General features: G+C 57.7%; 19 protein-coding genes. 17 read left to right on the forward strand and 2 right to left on the reverse strand.

Going from position 1 to position 19,306, the window contains the following annotated elements; genetic code table 11:
- The first annotated feature begins 293 nt into the window (after positions 1-293).
- The 4 genes from AO356_RS29735 to AO356_RS29750 all read left to right on the forward strand — a co-directional run bounded on the left by AO356_RS29735 (position 294) and on the right by AO356_RS29750 (position 4,706).
- Positions 294-1,145 carry a sugar phosphate isomerase/epimerase family protein gene (locus AO356_RS29735; RefSeq protein ID WP_060742907.1) on the forward strand — a complete coding sequence of 284 codons (852 nt, stop codon included), beginning with the start codon at positions 294-296 and terminating at the stop codon, positions 1,143-1,145.
- A 13-nt stretch (positions 1,146-1,158) separates the two neighbouring features.
- Positions 1,159-2,211 carry an isopenicillin N synthase family dioxygenase gene (locus AO356_RS29740; protein WP_060742908.1) on the forward strand — a complete coding sequence of 351 codons (1,053 nt, stop codon included), beginning with the start codon at positions 1,159-1,161 and terminating at the stop codon, positions 2,209-2,211.
- A 73-nt stretch (positions 2,212-2,284) separates the two neighbouring features.
- Positions 2,285-3,091, forward strand: coding sequence for an ABC transporter substrate-binding protein (locus AO356_RS29745; protein WP_404942914.1), 807 nt, complete (start codon positions 2,285-2,287; stop codon positions 3,089-3,091).
- A 106-nt stretch (positions 3,092-3,197) separates the two neighbouring features.
- Positions 3,198-4,706, forward strand: a complete 1,509-nt coding sequence (locus AO356_RS29750) for an amino acid ABC transporter permease/ATP-binding protein (protein WP_060742909.1) — start codon at positions 3,198-3,200, stop codon at positions 4,704-4,706.
- An 83-nt stretch (positions 4,707-4,789) separates the two neighbouring features.
- Here AO356_RS29750 and AO356_RS29755 read toward each other — a convergent pair whose 3' ends face one another.
- The gene (locus AO356_RS29755) at positions 4,790-5,245 is read right to left on the reverse strand and encodes a MarR family winged helix-turn-helix transcriptional regulator (protein ID WP_060742910.1); all 456 of its coding nucleotides are present in this window, start codon (positions 5,243-5,245) and stop codon (positions 4,790-4,792) included.
- A 59-nt stretch (positions 5,246-5,304) separates the two neighbouring features.
- Here AO356_RS29755 and AO356_RS29760 point away from each other — a divergent pair, with 59 nt between their 5' ends.
- From AO356_RS29760 to AO356_RS29780, 5 genes are all read left to right on the forward strand, one after another.
- Positions 5,305-5,865, forward strand: a complete 561-nt coding sequence (locus tag AO356_RS29760; protein ID WP_060742911.1) for a PaaI family thioesterase — start codon at positions 5,305-5,307, stop codon at positions 5,863-5,865.
- Positions 5,866-5,967: 102 nt separating this feature from the next.
- Positions 5,968-6,972, forward strand: coding sequence for an aldo/keto reductase (locus tag AO356_RS29765; protein WP_060742912.1), 1,005 nt, complete (start codon positions 5,968-5,970; stop codon positions 6,970-6,972).
- A 285-nt stretch (positions 6,973-7,257) separates the two neighbouring features.
- Positions 7,258-8,013: a hypothetical protein gene (locus AO356_RS29770; RefSeq protein ID WP_060742913.1), complete on the forward strand. Its 756-nt coding sequence runs from the start codon at positions 7,258-7,260 to the stop codon at positions 8,011-8,013.
- 140 nt (positions 8,014-8,153) lie between these two features.
- Complete coding sequence (locus AO356_RS29775; RefSeq protein ID WP_060742914.1) at positions 8,154-9,845, forward strand: thiamine pyrophosphate-binding protein; 1,692 nt, start codon at positions 8,154-8,156, stop codon at positions 9,843-9,845.
- Between the two features lie 222 nt (positions 9,846-10,067).
- Positions 10,068-10,631, forward strand: a complete 564-nt coding sequence (locus AO356_RS29780) for an NADAR family protein (protein WP_060742915.1) — start codon at positions 10,068-10,070, stop codon at positions 10,629-10,631.
- A 347-nt stretch (positions 10,632-10,978) separates the two neighbouring features.
- On the opposite strand, the gene AO356_RS29785 is transcribed toward AO356_RS29780, so the two are convergent.
- A complete protein-coding gene (locus AO356_RS29785; protein ID WP_081015451.1) occupies positions 10,979-11,893 on the reverse strand; it encodes a LysR family transcriptional regulator in 915 nt (304 codons plus the stop codon).
- Between the two features lie 157 nt (positions 11,894-12,050).
- Here AO356_RS29785 and AO356_RS29790 point away from each other — a divergent pair, with 157 nt between their 5' ends.
- The 8 genes from AO356_RS29790 to AO356_RS29825 all read left to right on the forward strand — a co-directional run bounded on the left by AO356_RS29790 (position 12,051) and on the right by AO356_RS29825 (position 19,249).
- A complete protein-coding gene (locus tag AO356_RS29790; RefSeq protein WP_060742917.1) occupies positions 12,051-12,896 on the forward strand; it encodes a transporter substrate-binding domain-containing protein in 846 nt (281 codons plus the stop codon).
- Positions 12,897-12,986: 90 nt separating this feature from the next.
- A complete protein-coding gene (locus AO356_RS29795; protein WP_060742918.1) occupies positions 12,987-13,292 on the forward strand; it encodes a (2Fe-2S)-binding protein in 306 nt (101 codons plus the stop codon).
- Positions 13,293-13,380: 88 nt separating this feature from the next.
- Positions 13,381-14,817 (forward strand): NAD(P)/FAD-dependent oxidoreductase, encoded by a 1,437-nt coding sequence (locus AO356_RS29800; RefSeq protein WP_237140782.1) that lies wholly within the window; start codon positions 13,381-13,383, stop codon positions 14,815-14,817.
- Positions 14,810-15,976 (forward strand): NAD(P)/FAD-dependent oxidoreductase, encoded by a 1,167-nt coding sequence (locus tag AO356_RS29805; RefSeq protein ID WP_060742920.1) that lies wholly within the window; start codon positions 14,810-14,812, stop codon positions 15,974-15,976. The genes AO356_RS29800 and AO356_RS29805 overlap by 8 nt, the downstream gene beginning before the upstream one ends.
- Entirely contained in the window at positions 15,973-16,686 is a 714-nt protein-coding gene (locus tag AO356_RS29810; RefSeq protein WP_060742921.1) for an ABC transporter permease, read from the forward strand. Before AO356_RS29805 ends, AO356_RS29810 begins: the two co-directional genes overlap by 4 nt.
- Positions 16,686-17,381 carry an ABC transporter permease gene (locus AO356_RS29815; protein ID WP_081015452.1) on the forward strand — a complete coding sequence of 232 codons (696 nt, stop codon included), beginning with the start codon at positions 16,686-16,688 and terminating at the stop codon, positions 17,379-17,381. Before AO356_RS29810 ends, AO356_RS29815 begins: the two co-directional genes overlap by 1 nt.
- Before the next feature lie 29 nt (positions 17,382-17,410).
- Positions 17,411-18,217, forward strand: coding sequence for an ABC transporter ATP-binding protein (locus tag AO356_RS29820; RefSeq protein WP_060742922.1), 807 nt, complete (start codon positions 17,411-17,413; stop codon positions 18,215-18,217).
- 231 nt (positions 18,218-18,448) lie between these two features.
- Positions 18,449-19,249: a helix-turn-helix domain-containing protein gene (locus tag AO356_RS29825; RefSeq protein ID WP_060742923.1), complete on the forward strand. Its 801-nt coding sequence runs from the start codon at positions 18,449-18,451 to the stop codon at positions 19,247-19,249.
- Positions 19,250-19,306 lie beyond the last annotated feature (57 nt).

Here is a 19,306-nt window from a genome sequence, read left to right on the forward strand (position 1 = left end):
GACGGCTCGGCGGTGTGATCAACGCGCCAGGTCCGGAGCACCGGATCGATGACTGACGATCAGGGCCGCGGCCAGTGATCAATAGTTTAGAAATCTCTGAACTATCTTTTTGCGCTTCCCTATTCTTCCCGCCAGCCGCCCCTCCCTACTATTGACGGCAACAAAGGAGCCTTTCCATAGAGATGCGGCCCGAAGATTGCCTTTTCTGATTGTCACTGCCGTTCGTTGTGCGTTTCGGTTAGCGCCGCAACGTCGCCGTGTCAATCATGCGAAGGAACCTTTGGAGCAGATCGATGAAGCTGGAAATATTCCGAACGTTGTGGGGCTACACCGCGAGCAAGGCACAAGCGCTCGATGAGTTGCTTGAAGCCGGGTTCGATGGCATGGAAGCCCGCCTGCCCATGACCGCCAGCGAACGTGCCGAGTTCGCAGCCTTTCTACGCATCAACAAAGTCAGCTATATCAGCACCGTCTTCAGCGCCTACGACGTTCTGCCGGAACAGTCGGCAACCGTCGACGAACACCTTCTGGACCTCGACAAGAAACTCGGTTGGGCGGCTGAGTTGGCGCCGCGCTTTGTCAACCTGCTGGCTGGCAACGACCGCTGGCCACTGGCACAACAAGTCGACTTCTTTGGCCGCGCGATGGACCTCGCGCGCAAGCATGGCCTGGTGTGCGCCTTTGAGACCCATCGCGCGCGCTCGTTATTCAACCCCTGGGTCACCCTCGAGTTGATTCGTCAACTGCCCGACCTGCGCTTCACCAGCGACATCAGTCATTGGGTCGTCACCTGTGAGCGCCTGCTCAACGATCCGGAAGACGACCTCAGTGCCTTCGTCGAACGTGTTCACCATATCCAGGCCCGAGTCGGCTATGACCAGGGACCGCAAGTTCCCCACCCCGCCGCCCCCGAGTACAGCCAAGCGCTGGCCTTCCATCAGCAACATTGGGAGGCCATCTGGCGATCCCAGGAAAAACGCGGGTACCAGGTCAGCACGCTGACACCGGAGTTCGGCGCCGACGGCTATCTGCATCACCTGCCCTTCACCAACGTGCCGGTGGCTGATCTGTGGTCGCTGAACGTGTGGATGGCCAACACCGAGCGCGAGCATTTTCGGCGTTTCGCCTGCACCTCAACCCGATAAGGAGTGCTGCCTCATGCCTGATAAAACACCAACCACCGCCAACTTCAATCGCATTCCGGTGGTGGACATCGCCGGGCTGTACAGCGGCGACATCACCCAGCGCCAGGCAGTGGCCGAAGAACTGGGTAACGCCGCCCGCGCAGTCGGTTTCCTGTACATCAAGAACCACGGCATCGAGTCGTCACTGATTGACGGTTTGCGTCAAGCGGCGAAGGACCTGTTTGCCCAATCGCTTGAGTACAAAATGCAGCATTACATCGGTACTTCACGCAGCCACAAGGGTTTTGTGCCCGAAGGTGAAGAGGTCTATGCCAAAGGCAAACCGGATCACAAGGAGGCTTTCGATATCGGTTTCGAAGTGAGCGAAGACGATCCGCTGGTCATTGCCGGCACGCCATTGATCGGGGCCAACGAATGGCCAGACTTGCCGGGTTTCCGTCCCGCCGTCGAGGCTTACTACGCCGCGGTGTTTGCATTAGGTCGGCGCTTGTTCAAGGGCTTCGCCCTCGCTTTGGGCCTGGAGGAGGACTATTTCGAGGCAATGGTGACTCGCCCACCGTCGAAGCTGCGCCTGATTCATTACCCGTTTGACCTGGCGGCTCAAGACGCGCCCGGCATTGGTGCGCATACCGACTACGAATGCTTCACCATTTTGCTTGCCGACAAGCCAGGCCTCGAGGTGATGAACGATCTGGGGCAATGGATTGATGCGCCACCCATGGACGGTACGTTTGTGGTCAACATCGGCGACATGCTGGAGGTCATGACCGCAGGCACATTCGTCGCGACGGCTCACCGAGTGCGAACCGTCAGCGAAGAGCGCTACTCGTTCCCACTCTTCTATGCGTGCGACTTCCATACGCAAATCAAGCCGCTGCCGCAGTTTCTTGAAGGCGGTAAGGATTACGAGGAAATCACCATCGGCGAGCACATGTTTGGCCAAGCGCTGCAAACCTATCAATACCTGCGCCGCAAAGTCGAACGGGGCGAACTCAAGCTGTATGAGCGCGCACGCAAGCCATCGAGCTTCGGTCACTTGAAGAACCAGACGCAGGAAGCGTCCTGATGCCCCCGACCCGTTCCAAAACAACCCTGTTTCAAAACCAGCCCAACCCTACTTTTTCGACGTGGAGTCACCGATGATGCGCAATCCAATGAATATCGCTGTCCGCTTGTCCCTGCTGGCCTTCGCGATCCTCGGTGCGGCAGGAGCCCACGCAGCCACGACGGTGACACCCGGCGCCCTCAAGGTCGGCATGGAAATCACCTATCCGCCCTTCGAATCATACGACGAACAAAAAAATGTCGTCGGCTCCGACCCCGAACTGGCGCGATTGCTCGCCAAACATCTGGACCTCAAGGCTGACTTCGTTGACACCAAATTTTCCAACCTGCTGCTGAGCCTGAACGCCGGTCACTATGACGCGATCATCTCGGGCATGTACATCACGCCCGAACGGCAGACCCAAGCACAAACCATCGCATACGCCAAGACTGGCGCAGCGATCATGGTGCTCAAGGACAGCCCGCTGAAACCGAAAGTACCGGAAGACCTCTGCGGCCTGAAAGTCGGCCTGGAAAAAGGCACCACTTGGGTGACGCAATTCAACAAACTCTCGACCGATTACTGCACCCCGAACAACAAGGGCGCGATCATGGTCAGCGAATTCCCGTCCGCACCTGAAGTGACCCAGGCGCTGCTCTCCGGCAACGTGCAGGCTCAGGTGGAGATCGACGGCGCCGCCGGCATGATCGCAGAACGCACCAAAGGCCGGGTTGTGATCAGCACCGAGCACTCGATCTATCAACAGACACTGGGTATCTACGTCAAAAAGGACAACGACGCGCTCTATCAGGCGCTGCTCAAGGCCTTTGACGCGACGAAAGCGTCGGGTGAATACGCCGCCCTGTTGAAGAAATACAACCTGGAAGAACCGACTAACTGACTCAGTGCAGCCCTGTGGGAGCGAGGCCGCTCCCACAGTCGGCGGCGTTCGCTTGACTGCCCGGCATAGGTGAAGCCTCCGTCGACGCCAGCAGTTGGAGGTACACATGCAATTTGAATGGCCCTACTTTTTTTCTCTGTTTTCGGTCTCGGACTTCTGGAAAGCCTGCATTACGGTGGTGGAACTCAGCACGCTGGCCTGGTTCATCGGCATGCTGCTGGGCTTCCTGCTGGCCTCGGCCAAGCTTTCGGCCACGCGTTGGATCAGCGTGCCGGCGTCGGTTTATATCTGGTTCTTTCGCAGCGTACCGCTGCTGGTACTGGTGGTGTTCGTCTATAACCTGCCGCAGATGTTCCCGGTCACCCGTGGCGTACTGTCCAACCCGTTCTATTCCGGCCTGCTGGCACTGGTGGTCACCGAGGCGGCGTACATGGCGGAAATTCATCGTGGCGGCTTGATATCCGTTGCCAAAGGCCAGAAAGAAGCCGGCCGTGCACTGGGCATCGGCCTGATCGGTCTGCAGCGCCTGATCGTGATCCCACAGGCGTTCCGCATTTCCCTGCCGACACTGATCAACGAATACATCACCGTGGTGAAACTGACCTCCCTGGTCTCGGTGATTTCCTTGACCGAGCTGTTGACCGTGGGCCAACGCCTTTACGCGCAAAACTTCCTGGTCATGGAAACCCTGTCGGCCGTGGCGGTGTATTACGTGCTGATCGTGACCGTGCTCGGCTGGCTGTTTCATTGGCTGGAGCAACACCTGGAGCTCAACAACCGCAAACCACAAACGCTGGATGACATCAGCCTGCGGCGTCTACGTGCGTCACCGGCGGCTCCCTCTCCGGCAGACGCTCTTACAGCGCCGGGGCCTGGCTCGGCACCCGCCCTGCAACTGGTCAACATTCACAAGCGCTACGGCCAGCACGCCGTACTCAAGGGCATCAACCTTGATGTCAACGTGGGTCAGGTGATTTCCATCATCGGTCCGTCGGGGTCGGGAAAAACTTCGCTGATTCGGACCGTCAACGCCTTGGAAAGCATCGACCAGGGCGAGATCATTCTATTCGGAGAAAGTTATATCCACGCCGGTGACAACCCCAACACGCAACAAGTACGCCACGGGATACAGCGTATCGGCATGGTGTTCCAGAGCTTCAACCTGTTTCCTCATCGCACCATTCTCGACAACGTCACCCTCGCGCCGCGCTATCACGGCCGCGACAAGTCCATCAGCGAGCAGCGCGCCTACGCCCTGCTGGACAAGGTCGGGCTGCTGGCCCACGCGCAAAAGTATCCGCATCAGTTGTCAGGCGGTCAGCAACAACGCGTGGCAATCGCCCGCGCATTGGCAATGGATCCCCACATCATGCTGTTCGATGAGCCTACTTCAGCCCTTGACCCGGAACTGGTCGGCGATGTGCTCAAGGTGATCAGCGACCTGGCAAAAGAAGGCATGACCATGTTGATCGTGACCCATGAAATGGACTTCGCCATGTCAATTTCCGACAGGGTGGTTTTCATGGAGGACGGCCTGGTCAAACTGGATGCGGCGCCTGGGATGATCCGAGCTGATCAGTGCGGCGAGAGAATCAAGAAATTCATGAGGGTTTGAACTCGGTCTGATTGGGTCCTGACACTCGAGATGGGATATCCGTCAAACACACTCACGTTATCCGTTGCGAAGCGGCTGGCGAGTCATTCTGATGGGGATTCATCAAGATCGTCGTCAAGGCTCGCAATGCATGCGTCGAGCAATTCGTGCAATACAGCCACGCGCTCCACGCCGAGTAGACCATTGAGCGCGCGCTGTGCCTCCTTCCAGGCCCGCTGGCCTTCGGCTTGCTTTACGCGTCCTGCCTCGGTCGCTTCGACAAGGCGACTGCGGGCATCGCCTCCTGCACCAATCTCCAGCCACCCCTGAGTGGTCAGGGACTGCATGTTTCGAGTCAAGGTCGAATTATCCATCTGCATTTGCCTGGCCAGGTCACTCGGCCGAATAGGCCCCAGCCTGACAACATGCGACAACAGTGCGTACTGCGTGTTCTTGAGGCCGGACTCGGCGACGTAGCGGTCGTAATGACGCGTCACCATGCGATTGAGCTGGCGGAGCTTCAGATTGGTGCAGCCCTGTGGCTTGATAGTATTTTTCATGGGGTATATTGTACCTGCAATATTTGCATATGCAATTATCTGAAGAGAAGGAAATGCCGATGGAAGTCGATCAGGTCGTTGCTCACTGGAACGCGGAGGAAAAATCGATTCGTGCGCGCTTGCTGGTCGCCGATACCGCGCCGCAGGATCAGATCGCCGGTCGAACAGGCATGGAAGTGTTCGAAGCGATCTTTGCTGGAGAACTGCCTCCCCCACCCATCGGCGACACGCTCGATTTCGTGCCGATTCACATGGAGCCCGGCATTGCCGTCTTTCAAGGTCGCCCACAGCGCAGGCACTACAACCCACTGGGCACCGTCCACGGCGGATGGTTCGCTACGCTGCTCGACTCGGCAGTAGGTTGCGCCGTGCACTCGACCTTGCCCGCAGGCAAGGGCTATACCACGCTGGAGCTGAAGGTCAACATGGTGCGCCCCCTGAACGACCAGGTCCCGTTGGTGCGTGCCGAGGGCAAGGTCATCCATGCGGGGCGTACAGTGGCGACGGCCGAGGGCCGGATCATTGGCCCCGACGGCAAACTGTACGCGCACGCGACAACCACCTGCCTGATCTTCGATCATCCCGCAGCCACACAGGGGACCTCTCATGGCCAAGGCTGAGACCGATCCTGGCCCACCCGTTACCCGCAAAACACGCGACGCCCAGGCCTTTGCGCCGACACTGTCTGACAATATCTTCCCGACTTGATCAATGGTGAAAACATGAAATATGCATCCTTCGGCAAAACAGGACTGAGTGTGTCCCAGGTCGTGCTCGGGACAGGCAACTTTGGCACAGGCTGGGGTTACGGCGCGGATCCCGATGTCAGCACGGCAATCTTTAATGCGTACGCGGAGGCCGGCGGCAACTTCATCGATGGGGCGGATATCTACCAGTTCGGACAATCCGAGGAGCTGCTCGGGACCCTTCTGAAGGGCCGACGCGAGAGTTTCGTCCTGGCGACCAAGTACACCCGAGGCGCACAGCCCAATGCTGATCGCCTCGTCACCGGCAATAGTCGTAAAGCCATGGTGGCCTCGGTAGAGGCAAGCCTGAAGCGACTCGGAACCGATCGCATCGATCTCTACTGGGCGCATTGGCCGGATGATGTCACGCCCACCGAAGAAATCGTCCGTGGGTTCGAGGATCTCGCCCGCGCGGGCAAGATTCTTTATGCCGGCCTCTCCAATTTCCCTGCTTGGCGGTTATCGCGCGCAGTCACCCTCGCCGAACTCACCCACTCGGTGCCGATCGCTGCGGCGCAATTCGAGCATAGTTTGGTCCACCGCGAGCCCGAGGCTGATCTGTTCCCGGCTTCGCATGCGTTGGGATTGGGTATCGTCACTTGGTCGCCACTCGGCGGAGGCATGCTGACCGGTAAGTACCGCAAGGGCGAGAAAGGACGCGCCGAGGGCCTCGGTGGCAAGGTGTTCCAGGCAGAGAACAGCGAGCAGCGTACACAGGTCCTCGACACGGTTATCGCCATCGCCAACGAACTGGGCGTCAGCCCCGGTCAGATCGCCATCGCCTGGTCCGGCACGCACGGGTCGTTGCCCATCATCGGCCCGCGCTCGGTCGAGCAGTTGGCCGACAACCTCGCAGCCCTGTCGGTTGAACTGTCAGCCGAGCAGATTCATCGGCTCGACACCGTTAGCAGCTTGTCTCCTTCGATGCCAGCAAGGACAGCGAGCCCTTGGGCTCGCGCAGCAGCGCAGATCGTGGCTTGAACGTGGGTGGGTGATGCAAGCCGGCGACAAGAAGAAGGTCAGATTCAACTGTATGCATCACCTGCCCGGCCCCCTTTATCGCCTGACATGTTCCTGTCAGCCTCCCGTCACCTTGACGTCAGATCGCGCCGCCTAAAGTAACGCCAGGATTGCTCCTGCGGCGCCAGCATGAACCTGCGGGAGCGAGCCTGCCGGCTCCCGCAGGAACCTGGCTTAACCAGAGATTCCGCACCCTTGGTTGCTTTTTGCTGGAGCTCTTGTCATCAGGCGGAAGGAGAAACGCAAATGAACCACCCTGACGGGCACGACAGCGCGCTTGATCAATTCATCTGGCCATCGCCAGACGGTATCCTGGACCGTAAGGACCTGTTGCTTCGCCTGCGCGCCGAACAGCGATTCATGGCCGCACAGGACCCTGCATGCAGGCTCGATCAACAAGACTACCTGCTTTCCCTGATCGATTCGGTATCAACACGGGCCGACGGCGCCGCGCAACGCTCAGGTTTCGATGCCCGGCGAATGCGTAGCGTCATCACCGAAGCGGCCACGAGAAGCCATTGGGGCAAGCCTTCAGGCGGTCGCCGAACCCAGGGCATCGCCGCACACTGCGATGCGCAGACTTGCATGGCCGCGGTACTCGATGTCGAGCTGAGCGACGAGGGCCGCTTGATTGTGCATGACACGGTGTTTGTCGCTGACCTGGGCGCGGTAGAAAACCCCGGTCGCCTACGCGCCCAGCTTGAAGGCGCGTGCCTGATGGGAGTCGCATTCGTGGCATCTGCTGAATTTGGTGTGACGGCGGCGGATCTGTGCCCGACGATCGCCCAACGGCCCCGCTGGCCACTCGTCTCATGGCTGCCAGGGCACATCGCGGTACATTTGATCAACCCAACGGGTGCGCTCCAGGCCTGCCAGCCCAGCCAGCTGAGCTACGTACCCATCGTCCGGGCCTTGTGCAATGCGATTCGCAAAGCCTCGGACAAGCGTACCAGCGATTTGCCGCGCAAAAGCCAGTCGCTCGAAAGAATGGGCGGACGTTAAGTCACTGACAGGCTTCAAATCAAACCCGGCGCCAGGGCTTTCAGCGTCGCCGCCGCACCAGTGGTGCACTGCCATTTGGCAATCCGATAGCCACGAAAGCAGGGTAAATTATCTCTTCCAAATAAGTGAGGTTTCGCCCCATGCCTTCAACTCCCTGTGTCCCGTCCAGCATCCGTGGGCAACGCGGCGCGGACCTGCTCGTAGAAGTACTGCGCAGCGAAGGCGTTCGCCATGTCTTCGGCAACCCGGGAACAACGGAGCTGCCGTTGCTCGATGCGCTCTCGGGCGTCTGCGACATTCACTACGTGCTCGGCCTCCAGGAAGCCACCGTCGTGGCGATGGCCGACGGTTATGCCCAGGCATCCGGCCGCCCCGGTTTCGTCAACCTCCATACAGCAGGAGGCCTTGGCAATGCGATGGGCGCCACCCTGAACGCGAAGATGGCGAACACGCCGCTGGTGATCACCGCGGGCCAACAGGATACCCGCCATGGCGTGACCGACCCGCTGCTTCATGGTGATCTGGTCAGCCTGGCCCGACCGAGCGTCAAATGGGCGGAGGAAATCCAGCATCCCGAACATATCCCGATGCTGCTGCGTCGCGCTCTTCAGGACTGCCGCACGGGGCCGACCGGCCCGGTTTTCCTTTCGCTGCCGATCAACGTGATGGAGCAGCACACCGATGCCGATGCTGGCCAGCCGTCGCGAATCGAACGAGGTGCGGTGACCGCGGCGATTGCCCCGTTGGCTGACGCCTTGGCGACGGTTACCCCCGGCCGCCTGGCGATTATCGTCGGGGAGGAGGTCTTCCAGTCGAATGCCCAAGCGGAAGCGGTGAGACTCGCCGAAGCACTCGGCGCGCCGGTCTTCGGGCCATCCTGGCCCGGGCATATCCCCTTCCCCACCGCTCATCCTCAATGGCGCGGAGCCTTGTCGCCCAAAGCTGCCGATATCCGCGAAACGTTCGCTGACTTCGATGCGGTCTTGCTTCTCGGCGGCCATTCGCTGATCAGTTACCAATACTCGCAAGGCCCGGCGATTCCCCCTCATTGCCGTCTCATTCAATTGACCGGCGATGGCCACCAACTGGGCAGAGTGCATGGAACGGCGTTGGGATTGATAGGCGACATCAAGCTGTCCTTGCAGTTGTTGCTGCCGTTATTGGATCAGACACTGGCCCCACACCGCCAGGCCATCGCGACGCTGCGAAATGTCGCTGCGCACGAGCGCAGTACTCGCCGAATCGAAGTGGCCGAGCGCGCGAAGTGCGAATTCAATACGCCCGTGACCACGCCTTTCGTTGCGGCCCATGAAGCTGTCCGGGCAATCGGCCCTGATGTGTGGATCGTCGACGAAGCACCGGTCACCATCGCTCATGTGCGTGCTTGCCTGGATTCGCATTCGGCCCGCCAGTACCTGTTTACGCGGAGCGCCATCCTCGGCTGGGGCATGCCGGCGGCTGTCGGTACATCCCTTGGCCTGGACCGCACCCCGGTGGTCTGCCTGGTCGGCGATGGCTCGGCGATGTATTCACCCCAAGCGCTTTGGACAGCGGCACACGAGCGTTTGCCCGTCACCTTTGTGGTCATGAACAATGGCGAATACAACATCCTGAAAAACTACGCGCGTAACCAGGCGCACTACCGAAGTGCCGGTACGAACCAGTTCATCGGCATGGACATCCGGGACCCGGCCATCGACTTCCAGGCCCTCGCCTCCTCCCTGGGGGTTGCGTCGCGCAGGGTCGAGCGCGCCGGCGATATTGCTGAAGCAGTCGAGGATGGCATTCGCTCAGGCCGCCCCAATCTCATTGAATTACCGATCATGGCTTGAAGCTAGCGGGCCTTTCGAAAACTGAGTTGCACTGGTTAATGTGGCCCAAAGCATCGGTAAGCAAGCCAAAGTTCGCAAAGTGTTTGGCATCGGTTGATCTTGATCAGGTTGAAGAGATGCAATTACTCCCCAATCTGTGGACGTTCGATCTACCAAGCTTCGTGGTTGCCTCGGTCAGCACAATAGCTGTAGCTTCGATCTTCAGTTAGCGAGGATATGTAATTGAACGACTCTGAACATCTGAAACAACTGTGCGCCCGTTTCAACTCTGGAGAGTGTCTGAGCTTCACGTTTTTCTGGGGGCACCAACGCAGTAAAACTGGCGTCACGGCTTCGTGCTTCAGCCAATGGTTCGAGGCCGGGTTCATTGTCGACGGGCAACATTACCCGACAGCCGAACACTACATGATGGCCGAGAAAGCGGCCTTGTTCGACGATCAGGATATTCGTGCGCAGGTGCTCCACGCTCCGACTCCAAATGCCGCCAAAGCGCTTGGCCGCAACGTGCGCGGATTCAATGATAAGGTTTGGCTGCAACACCGATACGACATCGTCGTTCGAGCGAACCAGGCCAAGTTCTCCCAGAATCCGCAGTTGAACGGATATCTTCTACAAACCGGTTCGCGGGTTATTGTCGAAGCCAGCCCGGTTGATAACATCTGGGGTATAGGGCTCGCACAGGACAGCGCGGATGCGAACAATCCGAATCTCTGGAAAGGCTTGAATCTGCTGGGATTTGCGCTGATGCAGGTGCGGGACGGGACTGGTATGCCGGCCCCAAGGTGAGTGATGGCCAGAAAAATAGTTGGTCCATCAGGTGACGTTGGCGCTCGATAGCAGCCCAGTGCGTTCAGGTGGCGCACCGCGACAGCGGCCAGTTCCCAAGCAGTGCCCTCACCTTCGAGGGTGATCGCCTCTTCCGCGCCAAAGCATTCAGCGCCCGAGAGAATCTGCAGTTACTTGAGCGGCAGTGCTTTTTCACGAAGCGCATTAGGCACCATGGGGTTGTTCCAGGCCCACATCCAACTATCTGCGTCGAAGTCAGTGAAGGCTTTGGACCAAACCGTACGCCTCGGGCTTTGGCAGCCTCCGGCCAGGAGCGGACAGTGGCCATGCATCCAGGTGAGCCATGCTCACTCTGCTGCTACGACGGTCAACATCTTCATCGAGCGCTGGGCTGCTTCATGGAGCGCTTGCTCCAACCTCAGTACTGCGGCGCTGCGAGGTTGATTTGCGGGATGCTCAAGATAGTAATTCCCTGGTCCGGGAGTCACGGGAATGAGCGGGCATATCTCTAACCCAAGCGAATCCGCTAAAGGCAGACAAACTGGAACGGGACCAATAGCGAGTCCTAGTCCTTGGCTCACCATCATGAAGGCTAGAGGGGTCGTATCTACGGGTTCCAACTTCAGACTGTGAGCACGCATTGGGCCAAAATTGTGATTGAGCAGCCCCATCCATCCCATTGAATGCGGCACCATTTCCAGCAGCCGATATTTCAGCAGGGCTTCCAGTGATGTCAGTCCAGGCACGTCGGCTTTGCGGCACATGGCTACGTAGGAAAGTCCCATCAGACGGCCAGGATGACGCACTAAATCAGGATCTTCACCGAATTTTATCGCTAGATCAGGTTCCATGTTCCGTTGTTGCGCACCTTCCATCCAGAGTTCGACCCGAATACCGGGGTTACCCTGCTCAAAGTCCGCAAGCACTTGAGGAAGCCAGCTCATCGACATCAGATGGCTGGCCTGCAACGACACACGTTGAATACGTTGAGGGGAAAAGAGCGCCGCCGCCTTGCTTTCCATTGCACTGATGGAGAGTTGTACGGTGGGAAGAAAATCCCTGCCTTCTGGTGTGAGCAGAATTCGGTTCGCCGAGCGCTCGAACAAAGGACGGCCAAGACTGGCCTCTAGTGACTGGACCTGCTGGCTTACCGCAGCACCCGTCATGCTCAACTCTTGCCCGGCCTTCGAGAAGCTTTGATGTCTGGCAGCGGCCTCAAAGACACGAAGCCAATTCAGTGAAGGAATAAGTGATCTGCTCATAATCCAAGCATAAGTTCAGCTTTCGCTCAGGTCAACTAGATGACGTCTGTAGCACCTCCTGATCCGTGGGTATAGTGAATCCACAACGACTAGTAATTGATTCAAATCCTTTCGCTATCTGCCCTTTTAATAACCTGAATAAAGCAGGGAGATGGAAATGTTGAAAAACCGTGCGTGGCTCGCTTTGGCGCTAATGCCAATGTTTGTAGGTATAGCCAGTGCTCAGGCTTTGCCAAGCGAAATCAAAGTTGCAACAGAGGGCGCCTACCCTCCTTGGAATTATACGAATGCCGATGGCTCGCTGACCGGTTACGAGATCGAGCTGACCCACGTGTTATGCGAACGAATGAAGGTCAAGTGCACCATCGTCAGCCAAGAATGGAACGGAATTATTCCTGGCCTGACAGTTGGTAAATATGACGCGATTATCGCTTCGATGGGCGTTACTGCCGAACGCAAAAAGGTCATCGCGTTTTCTAAATCGTACGCCAAAGCACCTAATGGCTTTCTCACGACTTCAGACAATGAGCTGAAAAGCCTGGCAGATGCGGGCAATAGCTACGATCTGACTGACTCGCCAGCCAGCGCACAAGCTGCGATTGATGCGCTAAAAGCCAAACTCAAGGGCAAGGTAATCGGTGTCCAGACCGGGTCGACTGCGTCGAATTTTGTACGAGAGTACTTCAAAGGTTTGGACATTCGTGATTACCCGACATTTGAACAACTCGCGTTGGATTTGGCTAATGGCCGTCTGGATATCGGCGTAGCGAACGTCACGACCTTTAAGCCCGTCATAGAGGTAAACAAAGGCGTATTGGTTGCTACCGGGCCGACCTTCGCTGGCGGCGTCTTGGGCCAAGGGACGACCAACATAGCGCTGCGACAAGGCGACGAAGCCCTTCGTCAAGCATTTGATGCCGCCATCACCGCAGTCAACAGCGACGGCACCAACAAAGCGCTGACCGAGAAATGGTTCGGCACGGACATCTCGACAAAAGACTGATCCAGAAAACCTCTCTCGGCAAACGGGAGAGGTTTTCAGCCGCTTGCCCATCAAACGCAATTTCACAATTTCATCCTGGCAGGTACAGGCATGTTTATCCCCGTGGGTGCCGTCGAGGCAACAATCACCATTTATTTTAATGACCAGGCGATCACCGCTCGCACAGGCGAAACGCTTGCGGCGTGTTTGTTGAGGGCTGAGATATCGGCATTTCGCACCACCCCTGTCACAGGTTCAGCTCGCCTGCCCTATTGCATGATCGGTCACTGTTTCGACTGTCTGGTCGAGATCAACGGCATTGGCAACCGGCAGGCCTGTCTCCAGATCGTTGAAGACGGCATGAGAGTCACCACCCAACAAGGTGTGGCATCAATTGAGTGGGGGTGTGATGCCTGATTTATCGCAAGAGTCTCGTGCTCCAGCAGCAGACAACCCTCGTGCTCTAGATGCGGATGTCATTGTTATCGGCTCAGGTCCGGCGGGAATGTCCGCTGCAATCGGAGTCGCTAAAGCTGGCCTGAAGGTCATTGTGCTCGACATGCAGCCAACGCCTGGAGGGCAGATTTTTCGCGCTCTCGAATCCAATCTTCTCGCCCGCCCATCGACTGACAAGCTGCTGAATGCCTTGGGTCCTACCTATCTCGCAGGACAAGCGCTGATAGAGGAGTTCCGCTCCGTAGCTGCCATCGATTACCGACCCGAAACAACGGTGTGGGAGCTTCGCGCGGAGGCAACTGTAGGATGGCTACGCGGTAACTCTGCCGGGTATCTGCGGGCGCGACAAGTAGTCGTAGCCAATGGCGCCATGGAACGCCCGATGCCGTTTCCAGGTTGGACCTTGCCAGGCGTAATGACGGCAGGCGCCGTACAAACGTTGCTCAAGGCTGGGCGGTTACAGCCAGATGGCCGAGTGGTATTGGTCGGAACTGGCCCACTCATTTTGCTGTTGGCCGAGCAACTGCGCAGGCTTGGCGTCAGACCTAGTTTGATTGGTCGTACCGACACGATACGCGACAAGCTCGCTGCGGTTGGCTCGATCAGACTCAGTGCCATGGCTCCTCTCGCCAAAGGGTTTGGATGGCTCTCTCGCCTCAAGCTCGCTGGTATCACCATGCGCACAGGGGTATCTGATCTCAAGGCCTACGGACGTGACAAAGTTGAATCGGTCAGCCTGTCTGTCGCCGGGCGCACTATTGAACTGCCTTGTGATCTTTTGGTGGTACACGATGGCATCGTACCCGCGACCGACGTTGCCCAGTGCGCTGGGCTGGCGATGGAATGGCTACACGATGACACGAGCTGGAAACCTAAAACGACTGAAGATGGTCGAGCAGAGTTAGCCGCGGGCCCTTCGCTGACGGAACGTCCCTGTGCCATCTGGATTTCCGGTGACGCTCGACGCATTGGAGGAGCCGACGCGGCAATCGCCCATGGACGACAGGTTGCTTCCTGCATCGTGGCCGAGCTTCTTGGAGTAAACCTAAGAAGTGAGCTGGTTAAAGGGGCTTCTCACGTCGCTCGGACACTCTCCGCTCGCCCATTCATTGATAAAGCCTTTCCTCGCGGTATCGCCGCGCAACTTCCTGAAGACTCCACGATAGTCTGCCGCTGTGAAGAGTTGACCGCCGGTGATATTCGGTCAGCGATTCATAACGGTGCTACTGACATGAACCATCTGCGGGGCATCATGCGTTGTGGGATGGGACCATGCCAGGGACGTAGTTGCGCAGTGACCGTCGCCCGCCTCCTGGCTGAAGATTCCGGTACTGCCTCCCCAAGCCCTTTCAGGGCTCGTCCCCCTCTGCGCCCTCTGCCCCTTGTCGCACTGGCAAATCTCACAGGTGTGGATCCCGATCTAGCGCAAATCGTCTCCTTGGAAGATAAGCCTGTCGACGGAGTTGAGGTGCACGCCCATGAATAAGCGAACAGATGACGTTCTGATCATCGGTGGTGGACTGCAAGGGTGCTCAATTGGTTTGTTCCTTGCCCGGTCGGGTTGGAAAGTGACCCTCATAGATAAGGGCTTACCGGGTCGCCATGCTTCAGGTGTCAACGCGGGCGGACTTCGCCTTTTGATGAGAGATGTTCGGGAATACCCGCTTTCCATTCGTGCCATGGAGATGTGGAAGGATCTCGGAAGCATCGTTGGGCATGAGCAAACACTAGCCTGCGAGGTGCAACTCGGCTCTTCCCAGATTGCTCTTGCGCTCGACGATGCGGAGATGAAATGGGTGCGTGACCGGCATCAAAAAATGATGCGTCGGGGCTACACCAGCGAAGAGTTCATAGACGCTCATGAACTGCATCAGATGCTTCCTGGCTTAGCCGACTCCGCATTGGGAGGCCTCATTTCCCGGGGTGATGGTCATGCCAATCCTGCCAGCGCTTCACAGGCGTTCCGGCGAGCGGCGGAAACAGCCGGGGTGGTGATCCATGAGAGATGTGCAGTCAAGGCGCTCGATCAATGTTCCAGTGGGCGCTGGGCGGCGCGAACCGAACGAGGACTCATTGAGGCCAATTGGGTTATCAACTGCGCAGGGGCTTGGGGTTCGCAAGTTGCGGCGTCATTGGGGGACGAGCTTCCCATGAGGGTGTTGGCGCTCAGCATGATGGTGACTGCTCGGGTAAAGCCATTTATCGAACCCGTGGTGATAGGCATTGATCGACCACTGTCATTCAAGCAAAGCGCGGTGGGGTCATTGGTCATCGGTGGCGGCATATCTGGCAAGCCCTGCCTGGACGACGGGACGTCCTTCACCGTCATGGATCGCATGGCATCCAGCGCCGCCGCGACGCTTGAGGCCTTTCCTGTATTGGCAGGTGTGCCCGTGCTTCGCACCTGGACAGGGCTCGAAGGAGCAACGCCGGACGGCGTCCCCTACATAGGGCCGAGTGCCACGCACAAAGGGCTATGGCACGTGTTTGGCTTCTGCGGGCACGGTTTCCAATTAGCACCGGCTGTAGGTGAAACCGTCGCTCATTCGTTGATCAGCGGTTCAGTCCACCCGCTGATCGAACCTTTCAGCACGACACGATTTACCTCTTCTCCCTCTGCGCAACTACAAGGCCAAAAACAATGACGCTGAGTATTTTTGAATTGATTGGGTTCGGCCCCCATGGGTGGGGTTTGCCATTACTGACTGCCGCTAGCATCACCCTAGCGGCTGCTGTTAGCGGATTCGCCCTCGGCAGTTTGCTAGGGGTCATCGGTGCCGCATTGAAACTTTCGAGAAGCAGGACTCTGCGTGCTGCGGGTACGTTTTATACGACAGTTTTTCGCGGCATCCCGGAGATCCTCATCGTTTACCTCTTTTATTTTGGCGGCAGCGTAGCGTTCACCAAAGTCATGAACATGAGTGGGTTCCCTGGCTTTTTCTCCCTACCGGCATTTGCCATCGGCGTATTGGCGGTGGGAATAGTATCCGGCGCTTATCAGACCGAAGCTTATCGCGCAGGTTTTCTTCGACTTGATCGCGGACAGATAGAAGCGGGGTTGTCGTGTGGTATGTCCGACTTCTTGCTGCTGCGCCGAATCATCGCCCCTCAAGCTTTGCGTTTCGCATTGCCTGCATTGGGGAACGTCTGGCAGTCGGTATTGAAGGAGACCGCTCTGCTATCGGTAATTGGTCTGACCGAGTTACTTCGCCAATCAATTACTGCTGCTGGGTCAACACGTGAACCGTTGCTGTTTTACGGCGTGGCAGCTGCGATGTTCTTCATCATTGGCCGTTTAACTGGATCACTGCTGAGCCGCACGGAAAAACGTCTTGCCAGACCGTGGAGTCGTTGATGATGGATTGGAATTTTCTAACGGATGTATTTCAGCAGTTACTGACAGGCTTACCGCTGACTCTTCAGCTTTCGGCAATGGCGCTTGCAGTGGGCTTTGCGTTGTCGATCCTGGTGGCGGCTGCGGCAGGGAGCAGCTTTCGGCTGTTTCGGTGGATAGGCAATGCCCACATCGAACTATTCCGAGGAACCCCGTTGTTAGTGCAGATCTTTTTGATCTATTACGGGTTAGGTCAGATTCCTGGTTTGCGTCAGTCGTTTCTCTGGCCTTTTTTGCGTGAACCCTATTGGTGTGCGGTTTTGGCGCTTGCGCTCAACACTTCGGCATATACAGCAGAGATCATCCGTGGGGCATTGCAGGCTGTTCCCCTTGGAGAGATCGAAGCTGGCCGGTCCTGTGGGATGTCCGGGCTGTTGCTGCGGCGCAGGGTCGTATGGCCAATCGCGGTTCGCCAAGGGCTTGCGGTTTACGGCAGTGAGGTGATTCTCATGCTCAAAGCCACATCGCTCGCGAGCATCATCACTCTGACAGAGGTGACCAGGATTGCTTACAAGCTGATCTCCTCCTCCTACCGCGTCATGGAAGTGTTCGCCGTCACGGGAGCGCTCTATCTGACGCTGACCTTCCTCATCAGTCTGGCGTTTTCGGTCATCGAGAGCCGGCTCAATAAACATCTTGCCTATCGCCGCAATTAACCCTGCCGAGCGCTGGGAAGGAGCATTTAATGTCTGTTGCTGTTAACGAGTCATCGGCTCGCGCCACTGCTATCGCGACTCAGGGGCTGCGTAAAAGTTATGGTGAAATCGAAGTGTTGAAAGGTATCGATTTTACTGCTCGCGAAGGCGAAGTGGTTTCGATTCTTGGAGCCTCTGGATCGGGTAAGTCGACGTTCCTGCGCTGCCTTAATTTGCTGGAGCTTCCCTCCGCAGGATCACTTGATGTTTTTGGGGAGCGCGTAAAGCTGAAACAAGGCGCTTCGGACGCCCATATTGCTGACCGCAAACAAGTGGACCGTTTAAGAACCCAGGTCGCCATGGTCTTCCAGAACTTCTGCTTGTGGAGTCATATGACCGTTCTGGAAAATCTGATGGAAGCCCCTGTTCATGTCCAAGGGCGAAAAAAGGCTGAGGTCCGTGACGAAGCGCTGTCGATTCTGGAGCGCGTTGGCCTGACACATCGAGCCGATGCATACCCAGCACAGCTATCGGGTGGGCAGCAGCAACGAGCGGCCATTGCACGCGCTCTGGTGATGAAGCCTCGCGTGCTGCTGTTCGATGAACCGACGTCAGCTTTGGACCCGGAACTGGTGGGTGAGGTGCTCAAGGTCATGCGCGATCTCGCGACTGAAGGTCGAACAATGTTGATCGTCACGCACGAGATGGCTTTTGCCCGCGATGTTTCTAATCGGATTCTGTTCCTTGACCAAGGGCGCATCGAAGCCCAAGGGCAGCCCCAGCAACTTTTTGCAGGAGGGGTCAATGAACGGTTCGATCAGTTTGTTCGCCGCTTCAACGAAAGCGCAGCTCATTGATTAAGTAGATGACGTATTCGTGCCAGGCAGTCGCCCAGCGAGACTGCCTGGTGTGCGGGGGGCGTGAGGGAAATATGACAAAAATCACCACACGATCCGCTCACCATAGCGAGTAACGTTCGGAAAGTAGATATACCGTTGGCGGGCTCAGGTATGAGGCGGCTGTATTTGTTCAGTGAGCCACTGCAGGGCTAGACTGGCGCTAGCCCCAGTCGTCACGCCGGTCAGCCAATGCCTCTCCTTCCGCCAGATACCGCCGAACAGACAACGCTGACCCTGGAAGTGGTGCTGCGTTACCACATGGCATGGAAACGCCGTGACTTGGAGGCGATTCTCGCGTTGTATCACCCGCAAGTGCAGTACAACGATTTCTTCCAGAACCGCAGCATGGGCCTGACCGAGTTGCGCGCTTACATCACCAGCACGTTACCGCGCCATCCCGACGAGTATCTTGAACACAACGACCGCATCCGTGCAGATGGCTGTACCGCATTCATCCAGTACCAGACAGCGCTCAAAGGCAGTGGCGAGCGGGTGGTTTTTCGCACCAGTGAAGCCATCACGGTATGTGATGGCCTGATCCTTCGTATAAACGAATATGCCTCACTGGTGCGCGACAGCGAGCCCCAGACTGGGCGCCACGCGCCCGCCATCAGTAAACTGGGGCTCTCGGCGCGTCAGCTGACGTTCATGGCGCGAGACTTGGCCGACTATTTTACGCGCCAGCAGCCCTTCCTCGACCCGGATCTGGACCTTGCACGGATTGCCAGCGCCACCGGGTACAGTCGCAATCAGCTGTCTTACCTGCTGAATCAAGTGCTGGGACAAAGCTTCTATCGCTACGTGACCCAAGCACGGTTGGCCTACCTGCTTGAGCGCCTGGTCCATCACGGTGAAAACGCGCCCATCGATGCCCTTGCGGCGAGTGCCGGATTCAATTCCACCTCGGCGTTCTACAAGGCCTTCCGCAGTCATACCGGCTGCACACCCAAGGCGTGGTTGAAAGCCAATTGCGCGCGTGCCCGCAGATAACACAGCCCCCGTCGCAGCGCATTAATCTCTGTCGGCAATCAACCGATGGAGCATGGG

The organism is Pseudomonas fluorescens (assembly GCF_001307275.1).
Lineage (GTDB): Bacteria > Pseudomonadota > Gammaproteobacteria > Pseudomonadales > Pseudomonadaceae > Aquipseudomonas > Aquipseudomonas fluorescens_AA.